Raw genomic sequence first — 16278 nt, 5'->3', positions numbered from 1 at the left:
CACTACCCGTGCGCTCAATCACGACAAACAGCGCCATGACGGCGCCGACGCCGTGTGGGCTGGGTCTCGCACCGGTATCTGCGGGGTATTCTTTAGGGGTGTTTGGACGTAAAAAGGAAGCGCCAGCGGCGCAAAACGTAGTTGACCAGCAGGCGGCCGAGGCGGCAGCCCGGGGTACCGTGACCGGCAAGGGTGCGCCCACGCCCAAGCGCAGCGCCCAGGAGGCGGCCCGCAAGCGTCCGCTCGTGCCGGAGGACCGCAAGGCTTCCAAGGCGGCCGAGCGCACCGCCGTCACGGAGCAGCGGCTCAAGATGCGGCAGGCCATGGACAGCGGTGACGAGAAGTTCCTGCCGGTCCGCGACAAGGGTCCGCAGAAGCGTTTCACCCGTGACTTCGTCGATGCCCGCTTCAGCCTGGGCGAGTACCTTATGTTCGGCGCCCTGCTGTTTGTGGTCATCTCCCTGCTTGTGCCGGCCTCCAGCCAGCAGATGATCTACGTCTTGGGCGCCTTCTGGGTCATGTTCCTGGCCGTCTTCGTGGACGTCTTCATCCTCTCCCGGAAACTCAAGAAGCGTCTGAGCGAAAAATTCGGCGATGTGGAGCGCGGCACCGTCTGGTACGGCTGCATGCGTTCCCTGCAGTTCCGCCGCCTGCGCCTGCCCAAGCCGCAGGTCGCCCGCGGCCAGTTCCCCGCCTGATCGTCCACCTCTAGAATTCCTGAACGGCGAAGCCCCCGGCAGTTAACTGCCGGGGGCTTCGCCGTGTTCGCGTCGGTGCAGGCTTCTTTGACGGGGCCCTCGTTCCGGAGGCTTCGCCCGCCGGCCCGGCTGTGCGGGATCTAGCGCCGGCTGGGGTGCTTGGCGAGCAGCCGGTTGATGCGGGCGGCCCAGAACGGTCCCTCATAGAGGAAGGCCGTGTACCCCTGAACCAGGGTGGCGCCGGCGTCCAGCCGGGCCTGGACATCCTGCGCTGTTTCGACGCCGCCCACCGAGACGAGAGTGAGCGCGCCGGCCGTGGCGTTCCTGAGCCGGGCCAGGACCTCCAGGGACCGTTGCTTCAGCGGCGCCCCCGACAGGCCGCCGGCTCCGCAGGCCGCGACCGTGTCCGGGCTGGAGGACAGTCCGGTACGGGCGATGGTGGTGTTGGTGGCAATGATGCCGTCCAGCTTCAGGTCCAGCGCCAGGCGTGCGACGGCGTCGATGTCCTCATCGCTGAGGTCGGGCGCGATCTTGACCAGGAGCGGAACGTGGCGGCCAGCGGCTTTATCCGCTTCTTCGCCCACGGCGGTCAGCAGCGGGCGCAGGGTCTCCACGTCCTGCAGCAGCCGCAGGCCGGGCGTGTTGGGCGAGCTGACGTTGACCACAAGATAGTCCGCGGCCGGAGCGAGGCTGCGCGCGCTGATCAGGTAATCCGAGACCGCATCGTCGAGTCCCACCACTTTGCTCTTGCCGATGTTCACCCCGATCACGGGCCGCACGCCGGGGTGCTGGCGCTGCAGGGCGGCGCGGGCGGACTTCAGGCGCGGGGCCACCGCCGCGGCGCCATCGTTATTGAAGCCCATCCGGTTGATGACCGCCCTGTCTTCCACGAGGCGGAACAGCCGGGGCGCCGGGTTGCCGGGCTGGGCCTGACCGGTGATGGTACCGACTTCCACGTGGCCGAAGCCGAGCTCGGCCAGCGCCTCGATGCCGTGGCCTTCCTTGTCGAAGCCCGCCGCGAGGCCGAACGGCGAGGGGAAGGTCAGTCCGAACGCCTGGGTCTGCAGCGAGGCCGCCGGGGCGGTGAACTTCTGCAGCACCCGGCCTGCGCCGCAACTGTGGGCCAGGCGGATCGCCCGGAACCCGATCTTGTGGGCGCGTTCGGCGTCCATCCATGAGAAGGCCAGCCGGAAGATTGTGGGATATACGCGCATGGCTCTAGTTTTCCGGTTGGAACCGCCCAGACCAAACCGGACCCTCGGCGTGCCGTGGTGTGACTGCCGGCGTGGCGCCAATCGTGCCTGCGCCAGCGGCCGCGGCTGTGCCTGCGGCGCCGCGCGCCACAGGCGCGGCGCCGGAAGTGAACCGGGGCGAGTTAGCATGAAGCCATGACCAGCAATGACGGTGTCGGGACGGGCGGACGCGGGGCCCGGGATCCCCGGATCGAGGCCGACGTCGTGGTGATCGGCGCGGGACTGGCCGGCCTCGTGGCGGCGGCCCAGGCCTATGCCGCGGGCCGGCGGGTGGCGGTGCTGGATCAGGAGCCGGAGGCGTCCGTCGGCGGCCAGGCCCACTGGTCCTTCGGTGGCCTCTTCCTGGTCAACTCCCCCGAACAGCGGCGGCTGGGGGTGCGGGACAGCGAGGAGTTGGCCTTCGCCGACTGGCATGCGTCCGCCGGATTCGACCGGCCGGAGGACGCACAGGCGAAGGAGTGGGCGGCTGCGTACGTGAACTTCGCCTCCGGCGAGAAACGGGCCTGGCTCACCTCCCTGGGCGTGGGGCTGTTCCCCCTGGTGCAGTGGGCCGAGCGCGGCGGCTACGGCCCGGACGGCCACGGCAACACGGTCCCGCGCTTCCATGTCGCGTGGGGCACGGGACCTGCACTGGTAGCGCCCTTCCTTGCCAAACTCCGCGATGGCGTCGCCGCCGGTCGCGTGAGCTTTCACTTCCGGCACCGCGCCACCGAGCTCATCAAGACGGCCGGACGGGTGAGCGGGGTGCGCGGCGAGCTGCTCGAGGCCAGCACCGCGGGGCGGGGTGAAGCGTCCAACCGGCGCACGGCCGGCGGTTTCGAGGCCGCCGCGGCGGCCGTGGTGGTGACGACCGGCGGGATCGGCGGCAACCACACCATGGTCCGCGACCAGTGGCCGGAAGCCGCGGCGCCCGAAACTATGTTGAGCGGCGTGCCCGCCTCCGTGGACGGGGACTTCCTGCCGGCCGTCAGCCGTGCCGGCGGCAGCCTCATCAACGGCGACCGGATGTGGCACTACCCGGAGGGAATCCACAACCATGCCCCGGTCTGGCCCCGGCACGGCATCCGGATCCTGCCGGGACCGTCCGCCCTGTGGCTGGACGCCACGGGTCGCCCGCTCCCCCCTCCCCTGTTTCCCGGCTTCGATTCCCTCGGCGCCCTGCGCCACATCCTGGCGACGGGGCATGACCATTCCTGGTTTGTCCTGAACAGGACAATCGCCCTGAAGGAGTTCGCCCTGTCCGGCTCGGAGCAGAACCCGGACCTCACCGGCAAGGATGTCCGGCTGCTGGCGGCGAGGCGAAGGCCTGGCGGCGACACGCCCCTGCAACGGTTCCTGGACCGCGGCGTCGACTTCCTCCAGGCCGGGTCTCCGACGCAGCTTGCCGGGAAAATGAACGATCTGGCGGGCGGAAACCTCATCGACCCCGCGGCCCTAGACACGCTGGTCCGCGCCCGGGACCGGCAGTTTTCCAGCGGACTAGGCAAGGATCCGCAGCTGGCTGCCATCCGGGCCGCCCGCCGCTTCGCCACGGACAAGATCATGCGGGTGGCACCACCGCACCGGCTGCTGGATCCGCGCCACGGCCCCCTGCTGGCCGTCAGGCTCTCCGTTCTCACACGCAAGAGCCTCGGCGGCCTCCGGACGGACCTGCAGTCACGGGTCCTCGACTCCGCCGGGCAACCCGTGCCGGGACTGTTCGCCGCCGGTGAAGCCGCCGGGTTTGGCGGCGGCGGCATCCACGGCTACCGGGCACTCGAGGGAACGTTCCTGGGCGGGTGCCTCTTCTCCGGCCGGTCGGCGGGCCGCGCCGCAGCGGCGGCAGTGTAGCAAGGGACGCAACCAGCGGCAGAGTCAGCGGGCAGGAGGAAATCGATGCAGTGGCGGACCGACATACTGGGGGATGACTTCCAGGCGTGCGCCTTCGAGGCCGCCGGCGCCGATGGCGTGCTGCGCACCGCCACCTTGGTCCGCCATACGCCCCACGGACCGGCTGAGGCCGCGGAACTCTCAGGGGAACGTGGCCCCGGGGCCCCGGCCGCGCCGCCGGACCGGGCGGTGCTCTTCCTGCATGGTTGGAGTGACTACTTCTTCAACGAGGAGCTCGCGGAATTCTGGACCGGCAAGGGATTCGAGTTCTTCGCGCTGGACATGCACAACCACGGCCGCAGCCTGCGGCCGGGCACCCACGGCGGCTACGTTTCGGACCTGGACAACTACGACGCCGAAATCACGGCGGCGATCGGCATCATCGGCTCGCTCCGGCCGGGCGGCGCGGCACCGCTGCTGACCCTCATGGGCCATTCGACCGGCGGCCTGATCGCTGCGCTGTGGGCCGACAGGCACCCCGGGGTGGCCGCGCAGCTGGTCCTCGACAGCCCGTGGCTGGAGGTTCATGGCAGCCCGGCCCTGCGCCGGGCCGCAAGGACCATGGTGGAGCCCTTCGCCCGGTTCTGGCCCGAGTCGGTGATCCGGCTCCCGGAAAGAGCCTTCTACTGGCGCAGCATCAGCAGCTCCGCGGAAGGGGAATGGGCCTTGGACGACGCCTACCGCCCGCCGCACGCCTTTCCGGTCCGCGCCGGCTGGCTCAGCGCCGTACTCGCCGGCCAGGCCAGGGTGGCCCGCGGGCTGAACATCGAGGTGCCCATCCTTGTCCTGATTTCGGGAGCGAGCGCCAACGGGATGTTCTGGAAGGAATCGATGCGCAGCACAGACGCGGTCCTGGACGTGAACACGATCGCCCTGCGCGCCCTCAGCCTGGGCCGCACCGTCACGCTGGAACGGATTGACGGCGCCCTGCACGACGTCTTCCTTTCCGCACCCCGGGTCCGTGCGGACGCGTACGCGCGGCTGTCCCGATGGATCAGGGCCTACGTGTTCGACTGACGCGGCCCACGACGGCCCGTGACCGTTCACCCGCGCCGGCCTCCGGCGGTTTCCCGTCAATCCCCGTCGGCAATCCCCGTGAGAGGCTGCCTAGGTGCCCTCGGCCCCGGCGGCCGGAGCGGCATCAACCGCTCCCCCGTAGCGCCGGTCCCGCTGGGCGTAGATCTCCACCGCGTCCCACAGCGTCCGCCGGTCCACGTCCGGCCACAGCGTGTCCATGAAGACGAACTCGGCGTAGGCCGATTGCCACAGCATGAAGTTGGACAGCCGCTGCTCGCCGGAGCTGCGCAGGAACAGGTCCACGTCCGGCAGGTCGGGCTCGTCGAGGAACTTCTGGATGGTGCGTTCGGTGATGGCGCCCGGTTTGAGCCGGCCATGGGCGACTTCCTCCGCGATCGCGGCGACGGCGTCGGCGATCTCGGCGCGTCCGCCGTAGTTGACGCACATGTTCAATGTGCAGGTGCTGTTGCCCCTGGTGTAGTCCTCGGCTTCCTCGAGTTCGCGGATCACCGAGCCCCACAGTTTCGGGCGCCGCCCGGACCAGCGGATGCGGACACCCCAGTCATCGAGCTGGTTCCGCTGCCGGCGGAGCACGTCCTTGTTGAATCCCATGAGGAACCGCACCTCTTCCGGGGAGCGGCGCCAGTTCTCGGTGGAGAAGGCATACACGCTGACGTGCTCGATCCCGAGCTCGATCGCGCCGGCCATGACGTCAAGGAGGGCAGGCTCCCCCGCCTTGTGTCCCTCGATCCGGGGCAGCCCGCGCTGGTTCGCCCAGCGACCGTTGCCGTCCATGACAATCGCCACGTGCCGGGGGATGAATTCGGCGGGAATGGCGGGCGGAACAGCGCCTGACGGATGCGGGTACGGGGCCACCACCGGCGCTGTGCGCCGCCTTGCGTTGGCCTGCTTCGCCTGGTTCTTCTCCAGGTTCCTTCCCAAGCTTCTTCCCAGTGCCACTTCTACGTTCGCTCCACATGTTTGAGGGATTTCAGGACTCGTTCCAAATGCCACTGCAGGTAGCTGGCCACGAGGCCGGCCGCTTCCCGGCGGTGCACGGACGCCGAGGCATCCGCCGTCGTCCAGTTCCCGGTGAGCAGGGCGCCCAGCAGGAGCACCGTTTCCGCAGCCGGCGCCGGGGAACCTGGCGGCCGGCAGTTGTGGCAGACCATGCCGCCCAGCGGTGCGGAGAAGGCAGCATGCGGGCCCGCTGCGCCGCACCGGGCGCAATCGGTGAAACTGGGCGCCCAGCCACCGGTCGCGAGGGCGCGGAGCAGGTAGGAGTCCAAGATGAGTTCGGCTGCGTGGTCGCCCCGGCTTAGCGACGCCAGCGCCCCGACCAGCAGGTTGTACTGGGCGGTGCCGGCCTCGCCGTCGACGTCGGTGAGCTTCTCCGCCGTTTCAGTCATGGCGGCCGCCACGGTGTACCGGCCATAGTCCGCCGCGATGTTGCTGCCGTAGGCCCCCTTGGCCACGGCCTGCGTGACAACGTCCAGGGTACGCCCGGAAATCAGTTGGAGGTCGGCAACCATGAACGGTTCCAGCCTGGCTCCGAACCGGCTGGACGTGCGGCGGACGCCCTTCGCCACCGCCCGGACCTGGCCATGGTGCTTGGTCAGCAGGGTGATGATGCGGTCGGCCTCGCCTAGTTTATGCGTGCGCAGCACGACGGCGTCATCGCGGTACGCGCGGGAGGCATAGGAGGAAGGTTGGGCCACGGTTAATCTTCGCACTGTCTTTCGGGAAAACGCTGCCATTGCGGAAAGCAGCACTGCGCCGCCGGATGAACCGGCGGCGCAGTGGCTGACAACCTAGGCGCGGGCGTCCCGGATGGCCCGGTTCACGGCCGAGATCACTGCCTTAAGCGACGCCGTGATGGTGTTCGCGTCGATCCCGACACCCCACAGCACCCGCTCGCCCACGGCGCATTCGACATAGGCGGCGGCGAGGGCGCTGCCGCCCTCGGACAGGGCGTGCTCGCTGTAGTCCAGCACACGGACGTCGACGCCGTCCTCGCGCAGGATGCTCAGCAGGGCCGCGATGGGGCCGTTGCCGGTCCCGGTGCGTCGGACCTGGTTGCCGTCGATCTTGAGCGACGCGGTCAGGGTCATCGCCCCGGCCTCGTCCGTTTCGGTGCCAATGGCCCCGAGCGCGTAGCGCCCCCACTGCGTCTCAGCAGCAGTGGAGGGGAGGTATTCGTCCTGGAAGACCTGCCAGAGCTGGGCGCCGCTGACCTCGCCGCCCACGGTGTCGGTCTGCTTCTGGATGACGCCGGAGAACTCGATTTGGGCGCGGCGCGGCAGGTCCAGGTTGTGTTCGTTCTTCAGCAGGTAGGCGACGCCGCCCTTCCCGGACTGCGAATTGACGCGGATGACGGCCTCGTAGCTGCGGCCGAGGTCCTTCGGGTCCACCGGCAGGTACGGGACCTGCCAGGTGTAATCGGCGACGTCCTTGCCGGCGGCGGCGGCGTCCTTTTCGAGGGCTTCCAGGCCCTTCTTGATGGCGTCCTGGTGCGAACCGGAGAACGCGGTGAAGACGAGGTCCCCGCCGTACGGTACGCGCTCGGCAACCGGCAGCTGGTTGCAGTACTCAACCGTGCGGCGAATTTCGTCAATGTTGGAGAAGTCGATCATGGGATCGATGCCCTGGACGAACATGTTCAGGCCCAGGGTCACCAGGTCCACGTTGCCGGTCCGCTCGCCGTTGCCGAAGAGGCAGCCCTCGATCCGGTCCGCGCCGGCCAGGTAGCCCAGTTCGGCGGCGGCGACGCCGGTGCCGCGGTCGTTGTGCGGGTGCAGGGAGAGGATGATGCCCTCCCGCGGGTGCAGGTTCCGGCTCATCCACTCAATGGAGTCCGCGTAGACATTTGGCGTGGCCATTTCCACCGTGGCTGGCAGGTTGATGATGACCTGCCGGTCCGCCGACGCCTCAAAGACGTCGGCGATCGCGTTGCAGACGCGGATGGCGTACTCCAGCTCGGTTCCGGTGAAGGATTCGGGCGAGTATTCGTAGGTGATATGGGTATCGGCGAGGGTTTCCTCGTACTTCTTGCACAGCCGGGCACCCTGCAACGCGATGTCCAGAATCCCGTCTTCGTCCTGGTTGAAGACGACCCGGCGCTGCAGGACGGACGTGGAGTTGTAGAGGTGGACGATCGCCTGCTTGGCGCCGACGAGGGACTCGTACGTCCGCTCGATCAGGTGCTCGCGGGCCTGGGTCAGCACCTGGATCGTTACGTCGTCGGGAATGTGGTTGCCCTCGATCAGCTGGCGGACGAAGTCGAAGTCCGTCTGCGACGCCGAGGGGAACCCGACTTCGATCTCCTTGTAGCCCATCCGGACCAGCAGGTCGAACATCTTTAGCTTGCGGGCCGGGCTCATGGGATCAATCAGGGCCTGGTTGCCGTCGCGCAGGTCCACGGCACACCAGCGCGGGGCCTTCGTGATGACCTTGTCCGGCCACGTGCGGTCCGGCAGTTCAACGGTGATCTGGTCCTGGAACGGGATGTAGCGGTGGACCGGCATTCCTGAGGGCTTCTGTGCGTTTCGCATTACTATCGGGGCCTTTTCTGTGATTCTTGATGAAAGGGTGGCCGGGCAACACAAACTCCGCAGCGAGGGTGGGCCTTGCGCTAGATCGCGTCTGAGGCCTCGCCGCGGCAGCTAAGAAGAAGCAGTTCTGCGCGCACCATTTCACAGTAACACGGGTGCGTAAGATGAAGGAGCCATACCACCGCAACGTCCACCATGCAGACCGGGCACCGGCTCACGCTCCGGTGCCGGGCTGCCACTCAAAGGAGCATCCGTGCCACTTTCGGGGATCGACAAGTCCACCTTTGACGCCAGCGTCCGCCCGCAGGATGACCTGTACCAGCACGTGAACGGCGGCTGGCTCAAGACCACGGTAATTCCGGACGACCGGCCGCTGGAGGGCACCTTTACGGCGCTGCGCGATGCTTCGGAACTCGCCGTGAAGGAGATCATCGAGCGGGCGGCCGCCCGCGGCGTCGAGGCTGCCGGCGTCGAACGGAAGATCGGCGACCTTTACAACAGCTTCATGGACGAGGCCGCGGCGGAAGCGAAAGGCCTGGACCCGCTCCGGGCACGGCTGGCCGAGGTGTTCGCCACGACGTCGGTGGCCGACCTCGTGGCCCTGGCCGGACGGCTGTTCCGCGCCGACGTCGCGGGACTCTTCTACATCTATCCCGCCCCGGATGCCGGAAACCCGGACCGGATCCTGCTCTACACCGGCCAGGGCGGCCTCGGACTGCCGGACGAGTCGTATTACCGTGAAGAGAAGTTCGCACCGATGGTCCAGGCTTACCGGGAGCACGTCCAGGCCATGCTGGGCTTGGCGGAGCTGGCCGACCCCGCGGGGGCGGCCGCACGGGTAGTGGCGCTGGAAACGGCACTGGCCTCGCATCACTGGGACAACGTGACACTGCGGAACCCGCAGAAGACCTACAACCTGAAGTCCGCCGGCGAGGCTGCCGAACTGTTCCCGCTGCTGGCCGACTGGTTCGACGCCGCCGGCATCGTGCCGGAGAAGCGTGCCGAACTGGTCATGAGCACCCCCGATTTCTTCTCCGGCGCGGCCTCGCTGCTAGATACCGAACCGCTGGCAACCTGGCAGGAATGGCTCGCCATGCGGGTGGTCAGCTCTGCCGCGCCGTACCTGTCCGCCGCCTTCGTGGACGCGAACTTCGCGTTCTACGGCACTACCTTGAGCGGCACGCCACGGATCAAGGACCGTTGGAAGCGCGGCGTCGCGGTGGTCGAGGCGGCCCTCGGGGAGGCCGTCGGCCAGATCTACGTCGCCGAACATTTTCCCGAGGGCAACAAGGCACGCATGCAGTCCCTCGTCGCCAACCTGATCGCCGCCTACCGGGACTCCATCACGGGGCTGGAGTGGATGGGCGAGGCAACGAAGCTGGAGGCCCTGAAGAAACTAGACTCCTTCCGCGGCAAGATCGGCTACCCGGACAAGTGGATCGATTACTCCGCCGTGGAGATCGATCCCGCCGACCTGCTCGGGAATGTCGAGCGCGGCCACAGCGCCGACGTCGACCGGCACCTCGACGAGGTCGGCAAGCCCGTGGACCGCGAGAAATGGCTCATGACCCCGCAAACGGTCAACGCCTACTACCACCCGCTCCTGAACGAGATCGTGTTCCCGGCCGCCATCCTGCAGCCCCCGTTCTTCACCGCCGACGCCGACGACGCCGTCAACTATGGGGGCATCGGCGCCATAATCGGGCATGAAATCGGCCACGGCTTCGATGACCAGGGATCGCAGTACGACGGCAACGGGCTGCTCCGGAACTGGTGGACCGAGGAGGACCGGACGGCCTTCGAGGCCCTCACCTCCCGGTTGGTGGCGCAGTTCGATGCCCTTTCCCCCACCGCTGCGCCCGGCCACAACGTCAACGGCAAGCTCACCCTCGGTGAGAACATCGGCGACCTCGGCGGCCTCACCATTGCCTACAAGGCCTATCTGATCAGCCTCGACGGGCAGGAACCCCCGGTGCTCGACGGGTTGACGGGCGTCCAGCGGTTCTTCGCGTCCTGGGCCGCGGGGTGGCGGCAGGTCATGCGGAACGAGGAGGCCATCCGCCGGCTCGCCACGGACCCGCACTCCCCCAACGAGTTCCGCACCAACGCGATCGCCAAGAACCTCGACGCCTTCCATGCAGCTTTCGGTGTCACCGAGCTGGACGGCATGTGGATGCCACCGCAGGAGCGCGTCAGCATCTGGTGACCATCAGCCATCGGCGGTTCCGGGGCCGCCGATGGCCCGCGGACCCGAAGTGCGACACCCGGCATAAGGCCAAGGCCCCGTCCAGAAGAATCTGGACGGGGCCTTGGCCTTAATGCCGTTGCCTAACGGGTGATCAACTCCGGATTCGCCTTCTGGCAAACAGTGTCGCCCGCGGTCTGGTTGACGATGTCCTTGGGCAGCGCAGGAGCCGCGTTGGCGGTCGGAGCGCCGTTGGCAAAGTCGGCACCCAAGTAGACCTGGACTCCGGCGACTCCGGCGGCCGGGAGCACCTGGCCCGGAGCCACCCCGAGCAGAGCCGCAACGTCGGCGGCCACGTCGGCGAAGTTCGCGCCATAATAGACAGCCGTTTTCGCGACAGGCTGTGCTGTTAGTTGGCCCACCTGCGTGAAGCCGGCGCCCTGGAGGGTCTGCATGATCGCCTGGGTCCGGGCGGGCACTCCTGAACCGTTGGCCACTGTGACGGGCTGCAGCGTCTTGTCGTAGGCCGGCGCGGCGGCGCTCGGCGTCGGCTTGGCGGTGGCCCGGGCAGTCGCGGTCGCGCTCGGCTTCGCGGTCGGGTCCGTCAGGTCTACATCGTTGCGCATTGCCGTGAACAATTGGGACGCTGCCGGCTCGGCCAGCTGCAGCCGGTTCGGGTCAGATTCGGCCGGCACGGTCGGCGTCGCCACGAAGGCCACCTTGCCGACGTCGATGTTCTTGAGCCGGTTGGCCACGGTAAGCAGCGTCGGCACCGAGGCCAGTCCTTCGTCGATGGTCAGGTTCTTGGTGATCGCGTCAGCGATGCCGAGCATCCGGGAAGGGTTGGTAAGGGTGCCGTCATCCTTGATTTTTCGGGTCAAAGACGACAGGAATCCCTGCTGCGCCTTGATGCGACCGAGGTCGCCGCCGTCGCCGAAGGCGTGCCGGGTGCGTACGAACGACAGCGCCTGCTCGCCCTGGACAGTGGACGTGCCTTTGGGAAGCCGAAGCTTCGAGTCAGGGTCATAGACGGCGTCGCTGACGCACACCTGCACGCCGCCGACGGCGTTGGAGAGTTCCTTGACGGCGTTGAAGTCGGCCATCATGAAGTGGTCGATCTGGAGGCCGGTGAGCTTGTTGACGGTGTCCACGGCGCAGCCGATGCCGGCCTCGGACATTGCGGAGTTGATCATGACGCCGCTCTGGGCCGGGTAGACCTTGTGCGTCTTGGGATCAGTGCACTGGGGGATGTCGACCAGGAGGTCGCGCGGGAAGCTGATGACATTGACGCGCTTGTTGTCGGCGGAGATGTCCATGAGCATCATCACGTCCGAGTGCCCGTAGCCGGTCGAGTCGTTGCTGTTGCCGTACTCGGAGTTCTTCCCGTCGCGGGTGTCCGAGCCGAGGATCAGGATCTGCATCCGGTCCGTCGAGTCATTCACTGCGTTCTCGGATTTCATGCTGCCGGCGCTCAGCGGGGCCGTGGTGATGTTGCCCTGAAGCCGGATGGCCCAGTAGGCGCCGAAGGCGATCACGCCCACCAGGAGGACCGCGATGACGCCCGTGGTGATTTTCAGCCACTTGGGCGTCCGCCGGGCGGCACCGAGATGCCGGGCCGGACCGACGGCGGCATCGGCCGTGTGGCGGGCAGCGGCTGCCGACCGGACCGGCGGGGCGGTTCCGTCGGCACGGTTGTCAGGGGGTCGAACCACTTGTTGAGCCTTCCTTCACGAACGGGAGTTTGCCCATTTTAGTGTCCGAATCTGAGAAAATGCCGATGGTCCGCGTTTGGGAGCGGCGCGACGGGCCGGCGGCCCACTTTCAGCCCCGGCTTGGAGCCTCGGTTGATGACCCGGCTCAGAAGCCGAGTTTAACGAGCTGCTTCGGGTCCCGCTGCCAGTCCTTGGCGACCTTCACGTGCAGGTCGAGGTAGATTCGGGCGCCGAGCAGCGCCTCAATCGCCTTGCGCGCATTGGTCCCCACCTCGCGGAGGCGGGCGCCGCCCTTGCCGATGATGATGGCTTTCTGCGAGGGGCGTTCGACGTACAGGTTGACGCGGACGTCCAGGAACGGCCGGTCTTCGGGCCGGCCTTCGCGCGGAACGATTTCATCGACGACGACGGCCAGGGAGTGCGGCAGCTCGTCGCGGACGCCTTCGAGGGCGGCTTCGCGGATGAGTTCGGCGATCATCACCGCTTCCGGTTCGTCCGTCAGGTGCCCGTCCGGGTACAGCGGCGGCGAGGCCGGCATGTGGCTGATCAGCACGTCGGCCAGGGTTTCGACCTGGAAACCGTCCGTGGCGGAAACCGGGACAATATCCTTCCAGCCGTCCTCGCCCAGGACTTCGCGGCCCAGGGCGGCGACGGCGAGCAGCTGCTCCGTGAGGCCCTGGCGGTCCACGGTGTCGGCCTTGGTCACGATCGCGATAATCGGCTTGTTGCCGATGGCGGCGAGCTGGGCGGCGATGTATTTGTCTCCCGGGCCGATCTTCTCGTTGGCCGGCAGGCAGAAGCCGATTGCGTCGACCTCGGCGAGGGTGTCCGCGACGAGTTCGTTGAGCCGCTTGCCCAGCAGGGTGCGGGGGCGGTGCAGGCCCGGGGTATCCACGAGGATCAGCTGGGCGTCGTCCCGGTGCACGATGCCGCGGATGGTGTGGCGGGTGGTCTGCGGCTTGGCCGAGGTGATAGCGACCTTTTGGCCGACCAGGGCGTTGGTGAGGGTCGACTTGCCGGCGTTCGGGCGCCCGACCAGTACGGAGAACCCGGCGCGGTAGCCGCCGTGGGCTGCTTCGCCGTCGGACTTATTCTGCTTGCTCACGTAGGACTCCCTGTTGGATTGGTGCGGCCTCGTCGAGAAGGTCTTCAAGGTCAGTTTGTTCTTTTGGTACGGCGGCCGCAATGATGTGGCTGACGCGGTTCCGGCGGCCCTCGAGCCGGTCGGCGCGAAGGGACAGCCCGTGGACCTCGACGGTACTGCCGACGATCGGCACCCGCCCGAGGGCCTTGGCGAGCAGGCCGCCGACGGTGTCCACTTCGTCGTCGTCGAGCTCCAGGTCGAAGAGCTCGCCGAGGTCATCGATGCTCATGCGGGCACTGACCCGGTAGCTCCCGTCGCCGAGAGCCACGGCCTCGGCGCTTTCGGTGTCGTACTCATCCACGATCTCCCCGACGATCTCCTCAATGAGGTCCTCGAGGGTCACCAGCCCCGCCGTTCCGCCGTATTCGTCGATCACGATGGCAACGTGCGTGGATTCTTTCTGCAGTTCGCGCAGCAGATCGCTGACCGGCTTCGAATCCGGCACGTAACGGACCTCGCGGGCGAGTTTGTCCACCACGGGCGGCTCGTCGTCCGGGCCGAGGTTGTGGAGCACGGCGGCAACGTCCTTGAGGTACACGATGCCCAGGATCTGGTCCGTGTTTTCGCCGATGATCGGGATCCGCGAGTACCCGGAGCGCAGGAACAGCTCCATCGCGCGCCGCAGGCTGGATCCGGAGTCGATGGTGAGGATGTCCGTCCGCGGAACCATGACCGAACGGACCAGGGTGTCACCGAAGTCGAAGACCGACTGGATCAGCTCCGCCTCGTTGTCCTCGATCACGTCGGACTCGGTGGCACGGTCCACGAGTTCGCGGAATTCCTCTTCGCTGAAGAATGCCTCGTTGTCGGCCGGGGCGCCGGGGGCGACGGCGCTGCCGAGCCGGACGAGCCAGCCCGGGATCGGGCCCAGGACAGCGTAGAGGGACCGCACGATCGGGGCGCTGAACCGCACGAGGGCGGCGGAGTGGACTCGGCCGAACTGTCGCGGGGACACTCCGACGATCACGAAACCCACCACGGCCATGATGCCGGTGGCCGCCAGTCCGGCCAGCCAGACGTTGGCCAGCATGCTGTGCAGCAGCACGGTCACGGCGACGGCGGAGGCCATCTCAAACCAGACCCGCCAGAACCGGAGGGCGCGCATATGCCCCACGGGGTGGGCGAGGATGCGTTTGAGCGACGTGCCCCGGCTGTGCAGGACCGCCTGTTCGGCGTCGTGCCGGGGCAGGAAGTTGAAAGCGGACTCGGCTGCGGTCAGCACCGCGGCAAAGCTGAGAAACACCAGCGCCATGCCGGCAAGGATCAGTGGGGTCACTGAATCGTCTCTGAGGGGGCCGCTTTGCCGGTGAAAGCGGTCAGGAGTTCGCGCTGCAGGCCGAACATCTCTTCCTTCTCCTCCGGCTCGGCGTGGTCATAGCCGAGCAGGTGCAAGATGCCATGCGTGGTGAGCAGCAGCATCTCGTCCTGGGTGGAGTGGCCGGCGTTCTTGGCCTGGATTTCGGCCACCTGGGGGCAGATGGCGATATCGCCGAGCATGCCCTGCGGCGTCGGCTTGTCCGGGGTGCCCGGGGTCAGTTCGTCCATGGGCACGGACAGGACGTCGGTGGAGCCGGGCTCGTCCATGAGTTCGATGTGCAGCTTTTCCATGGCCGGTTCGTCCACCAGCAGGATGGACAGTTCCGCCTGCGGGTGGATGTAGAGACGTTCGAAGATGAATCGCGCGAGGGCCACCATCTCGGCTTCGTCGACCGTCACGCCGGATTCGTTGTTGACCTCAATGCTCATGCGCGTTCTCCCCGCGTTTCCCGGGCTACGGAGTGCTTGACCCGGTTCCTCTGTACTTCGTCCCAGATGCTGTAGGCGTTGACGATGTCGCCCACCAGGCGGTGCCGGACGACGTCGGAGGCGTCCAGCACCGAGAAGTTGACGTCTTCGATCCCCTGCAGGATCTCCTCGACAATCCGCAGTCCCGAACGGGTGCCGAAGGGAAGATCCACCTGGGTGATGTCACCGGTGACAACCATCTTGGAGCCGAACCCCAGACGGGTCAGGAACATCTTCATTTGTTCCGGCGTGGTGTTCTGGGCCTCATCGAGGATGATGAACGCGTCGTTGAGGGTACGGCCGCGCATGTACGCCAGCGGGGCAACCTCGATGGTGCCGGCGGCCATGAGCCGCGGAATGGACTCGGGGTCCATCATGTCGTGCAGGGCGTCATAGAGGGGCCGCAGGTAGGGGTCGATCTTGTCGCTGAGGGTTCCCGGCAGGAAGCCCAGCCGCTCCCCCGCCTCGACTGCAGGGCGGGTCAGGATGATGCGGCTGACCTCCTTCTGCTGCAGGGCCTGGACAGCCTTGGCCATGGCCAAGTACGTCTTGCCGGTGCCGGCCGGCCCGATCCCGAAGATCACCGTGTTGGCGTCGATCGCGTCCACATAGTTCTTCTGGTTCAGCGTTTTGGCGCGGATGGTCTTGCCCCGGGTGGAAAGAATATTGGTGGTCAGCACTTCCACCGGGTTCTGCAGAGACTGGCTGCGCAGCAGGGAGATCAGCTGCTGCAGGACGGCCGGGGTAATGACGGTTCCCCTGGCCACCAGGCCGCGGACTTCGTTGAGCAGGCGCATGATGCGCGGAACGTCGGCCGCTGGGCCGCTGATCGCGAGCTCGTTTCCCCGGACATGGAAATCAACGGCGGGGAACTGGTTTTCGATGAACCTTAAAGCTTCGTCATGGCTGCCCAGCGACTGGACCATCTGTTCTGAGTCGTCGAACAAGACCACCTCCGTCCGCAACCCTGGTAGGGAGTGGGGGAATTCCCCTGCGGTGCGCTCTCCGGCGCTGAACCGGGCCTTGCCGTTCGCTGCTTCAGTCATGGTGTTGGCCCGCGGGCC

At 67.3% G+C, this 16278-nt stretch carries 13 protein-coding genes; 4 read left to right on the top strand and 9 right to left on the bottom strand.

The window, feature by feature from the left end; genetic code table 11:
* The first annotated feature begins 98 nt into the window (after positions 1 to 98).
* A complete protein-coding gene (locus C8D78_RS02075; RefSeq protein WP_120950207.1) occupies positions 99 to 698 on the top strand; it encodes a DUF3043 domain-containing protein in 600 nt (199 codons plus the stop codon).
* Between the two features lie 140 nt (positions 699 to 838).
* On the opposite strand, the gene C8D78_RS02070 is transcribed toward C8D78_RS02075, so the two are convergent.
* Positions 839 to 1912 (bottom strand): quinone-dependent dihydroorotate dehydrogenase, encoded by a 1074-nt coding sequence (locus C8D78_RS02070; RefSeq protein ID WP_120950206.1) that lies wholly within the window; start codon positions 1910 to 1912, stop codon positions 839 to 841.
* Positions 1913 to 2086: 174 nt separating this feature from the next.
* On the opposite strand from C8D78_RS02070, the gene C8D78_RS02065 reads away from it, so the two are divergent.
* Both C8D78_RS02065 and C8D78_RS02060 read left to right on the top strand, forming a co-directional pair.
* Complete coding sequence (locus C8D78_RS02065; RefSeq protein ID WP_120950205.1) at positions 2087 to 3781, top strand: FAD-binding dehydrogenase; 1695 nt, start codon at positions 2087 to 2089, stop codon at positions 3779 to 3781.
* A 45-nt stretch (positions 3782 to 3826) separates the two neighbouring features.
* Complete coding sequence (locus C8D78_RS02060; protein WP_120950204.1) at positions 3827 to 4837, top strand: alpha/beta hydrolase; 1011 nt, start codon at positions 3827 to 3829, stop codon at positions 4835 to 4837.
* A gap of 90 nt (positions 4838 to 4927) precedes the next feature.
* Here the strand turns inward: C8D78_RS02060 and C8D78_RS02055 are convergent, their stop codons facing one another.
* The 3 genes from C8D78_RS02055 to leuA are packed head-to-tail and all read right to left on the bottom strand — an operon-like array spanning position 4928 to position 8388.
* A complete protein-coding gene (locus C8D78_RS02055; RefSeq protein WP_120950203.1) occupies positions 4928 to 5779 on the bottom strand; it encodes an isoprenyl transferase in 852 nt (283 codons plus the stop codon).
* Between the two features lie 20 nt (positions 5780 to 5799).
* Positions 5800 to 6594 carry a DNA repair protein RecO gene (gene recO / locus C8D78_RS02050; RefSeq protein WP_425266665.1) on the bottom strand — a complete coding sequence of 265 codons (795 nt, stop codon included), beginning with the start codon at positions 6592 to 6594 and terminating at the stop codon, positions 5800 to 5802.
* A 54-nt stretch (positions 6595 to 6648) separates the two neighbouring features.
* Positions 6649 to 8388: a 2-isopropylmalate synthase gene (gene leuA / locus C8D78_RS02045; RefSeq protein WP_120950201.1), complete on the bottom strand. Its 1740-nt coding sequence runs from the start codon at positions 8386 to 8388 to the stop codon at positions 6649 to 6651.
* Positions 8389 to 8641: 253 nt separating this feature from the next.
* Here leuA and C8D78_RS02040 point away from each other — a divergent pair, with 253 nt between their 5' ends.
* Positions 8642 to 10594, top strand: a complete 1953-nt coding sequence (locus tag C8D78_RS02040; RefSeq protein WP_120950200.1) for a M13 family metallopeptidase — start codon at positions 8642 to 8644, stop codon at positions 10592 to 10594.
* 122 nt (positions 10595 to 10716) lie between these two features.
* Here the strand turns inward: C8D78_RS02040 and C8D78_RS02035 are convergent, their stop codons facing one another.
* The 5 genes from C8D78_RS02035 to C8D78_RS02015 form a co-directional block, all read right to left on the bottom strand.
* On the bottom strand, positions 10717 to 12285 hold the full coding sequence (locus C8D78_RS02035) for an LCP family protein (protein ID WP_120950199.1): 1569 nt from the start codon (positions 12283 to 12285) through the stop codon (positions 10717 to 10719).
* 145 nt (positions 12286 to 12430) lie between these two features.
* On the bottom strand, positions 12431 to 13390 hold the full coding sequence (era, locus tag C8D78_RS02030) for a GTPase Era (RefSeq protein ID WP_120950198.1): 960 nt from the start codon (positions 13388 to 13390) through the stop codon (positions 12431 to 12433).
* Positions 13374 to 14705 (bottom strand): hemolysin family protein, encoded by a 1332-nt coding sequence (locus C8D78_RS02025; RefSeq protein WP_120950197.1) that lies wholly within the window; start codon positions 14703 to 14705, stop codon positions 13374 to 13376. Before C8D78_RS02025 ends, era begins: the two co-directional genes overlap by 17 nt.
* Entirely contained in the window at positions 14702 to 15175 is a 474-nt protein-coding gene (gene ybeY, locus C8D78_RS02020) for an rRNA maturation RNase YbeY (RefSeq protein ID WP_120950196.1), read from the bottom strand. The genes C8D78_RS02025 and ybeY overlap by 4 nt, the downstream gene beginning before the upstream one ends.
* Positions 15172 to 16260, bottom strand: coding sequence for a PhoH family protein (locus C8D78_RS02015; protein WP_120950195.1), 1089 nt, complete (start codon positions 16258 to 16260; stop codon positions 15172 to 15174). The genes ybeY and C8D78_RS02015 overlap by 4 nt, the downstream gene beginning before the upstream one ends.
* Positions 16261 to 16278 lie beyond the last annotated feature (18 nt).

This window comes from Arthrobacter oryzae (assembly GCF_003634095.1).
GTDB classification, from domain to species: Bacteria; Actinomycetota; Actinomycetes; order Actinomycetales; family Micrococcaceae; genus Arthrobacter; species Arthrobacter oryzae.
The sequence above is the reverse complement of the archived record's forward strand: the minus strand, read 5'-3'. Positions and strand labels throughout refer to the sequence as shown.

Bases quoted from the DNA above. Each gene is read 5' to 3' on its own strand.
- C8D78_RS02070 (WP_120950206.1), bottom strand. From the start codon at position 1,912: ATGCGCGTATATCCCACAATCTTCCGGCTGGCCTTCTCATGGATGGAC.
- C8D78_RS02065 (WP_120950205.1), top strand. From the start codon at position 2,087: ATGACCAGCAATGACGGTGTCGGGACGGGCGGACGCGGGGCCCGGGAT.
- C8D78_RS02060 (WP_120950204.1), top strand. From the start codon at position 3,827: ATGCAGTGGCGGACCGACATACTGGGGGATGACTTCCAGGCGTGCGCC.
- recO (WP_425266665.1), bottom strand. From the start codon at position 6,594: ATGGCAGCGTTTTCCCGAAAGACAGTGCGAAGATTAACCGTGGCCCAA.
- leuA (WP_120950201.1), bottom strand. From the start codon at position 8,388: ATGCGAAACGCACAGAAGCCCTCAGGAATGCCGGTCCACCGCTACATC.
- ybeY (WP_120950196.1), bottom strand. From the start codon at position 15,175: ATGAGCATTGAGGTCAACAACGAATCCGGCGTGACGGTCGACGAAGCC.
- C8D78_RS02015 (WP_120950195.1), bottom strand. From the start codon at position 16,260: ATGACTGAAGCAGCGAACGGCAAGGCCCGGTTCAGCGCCGGAGAGCGC.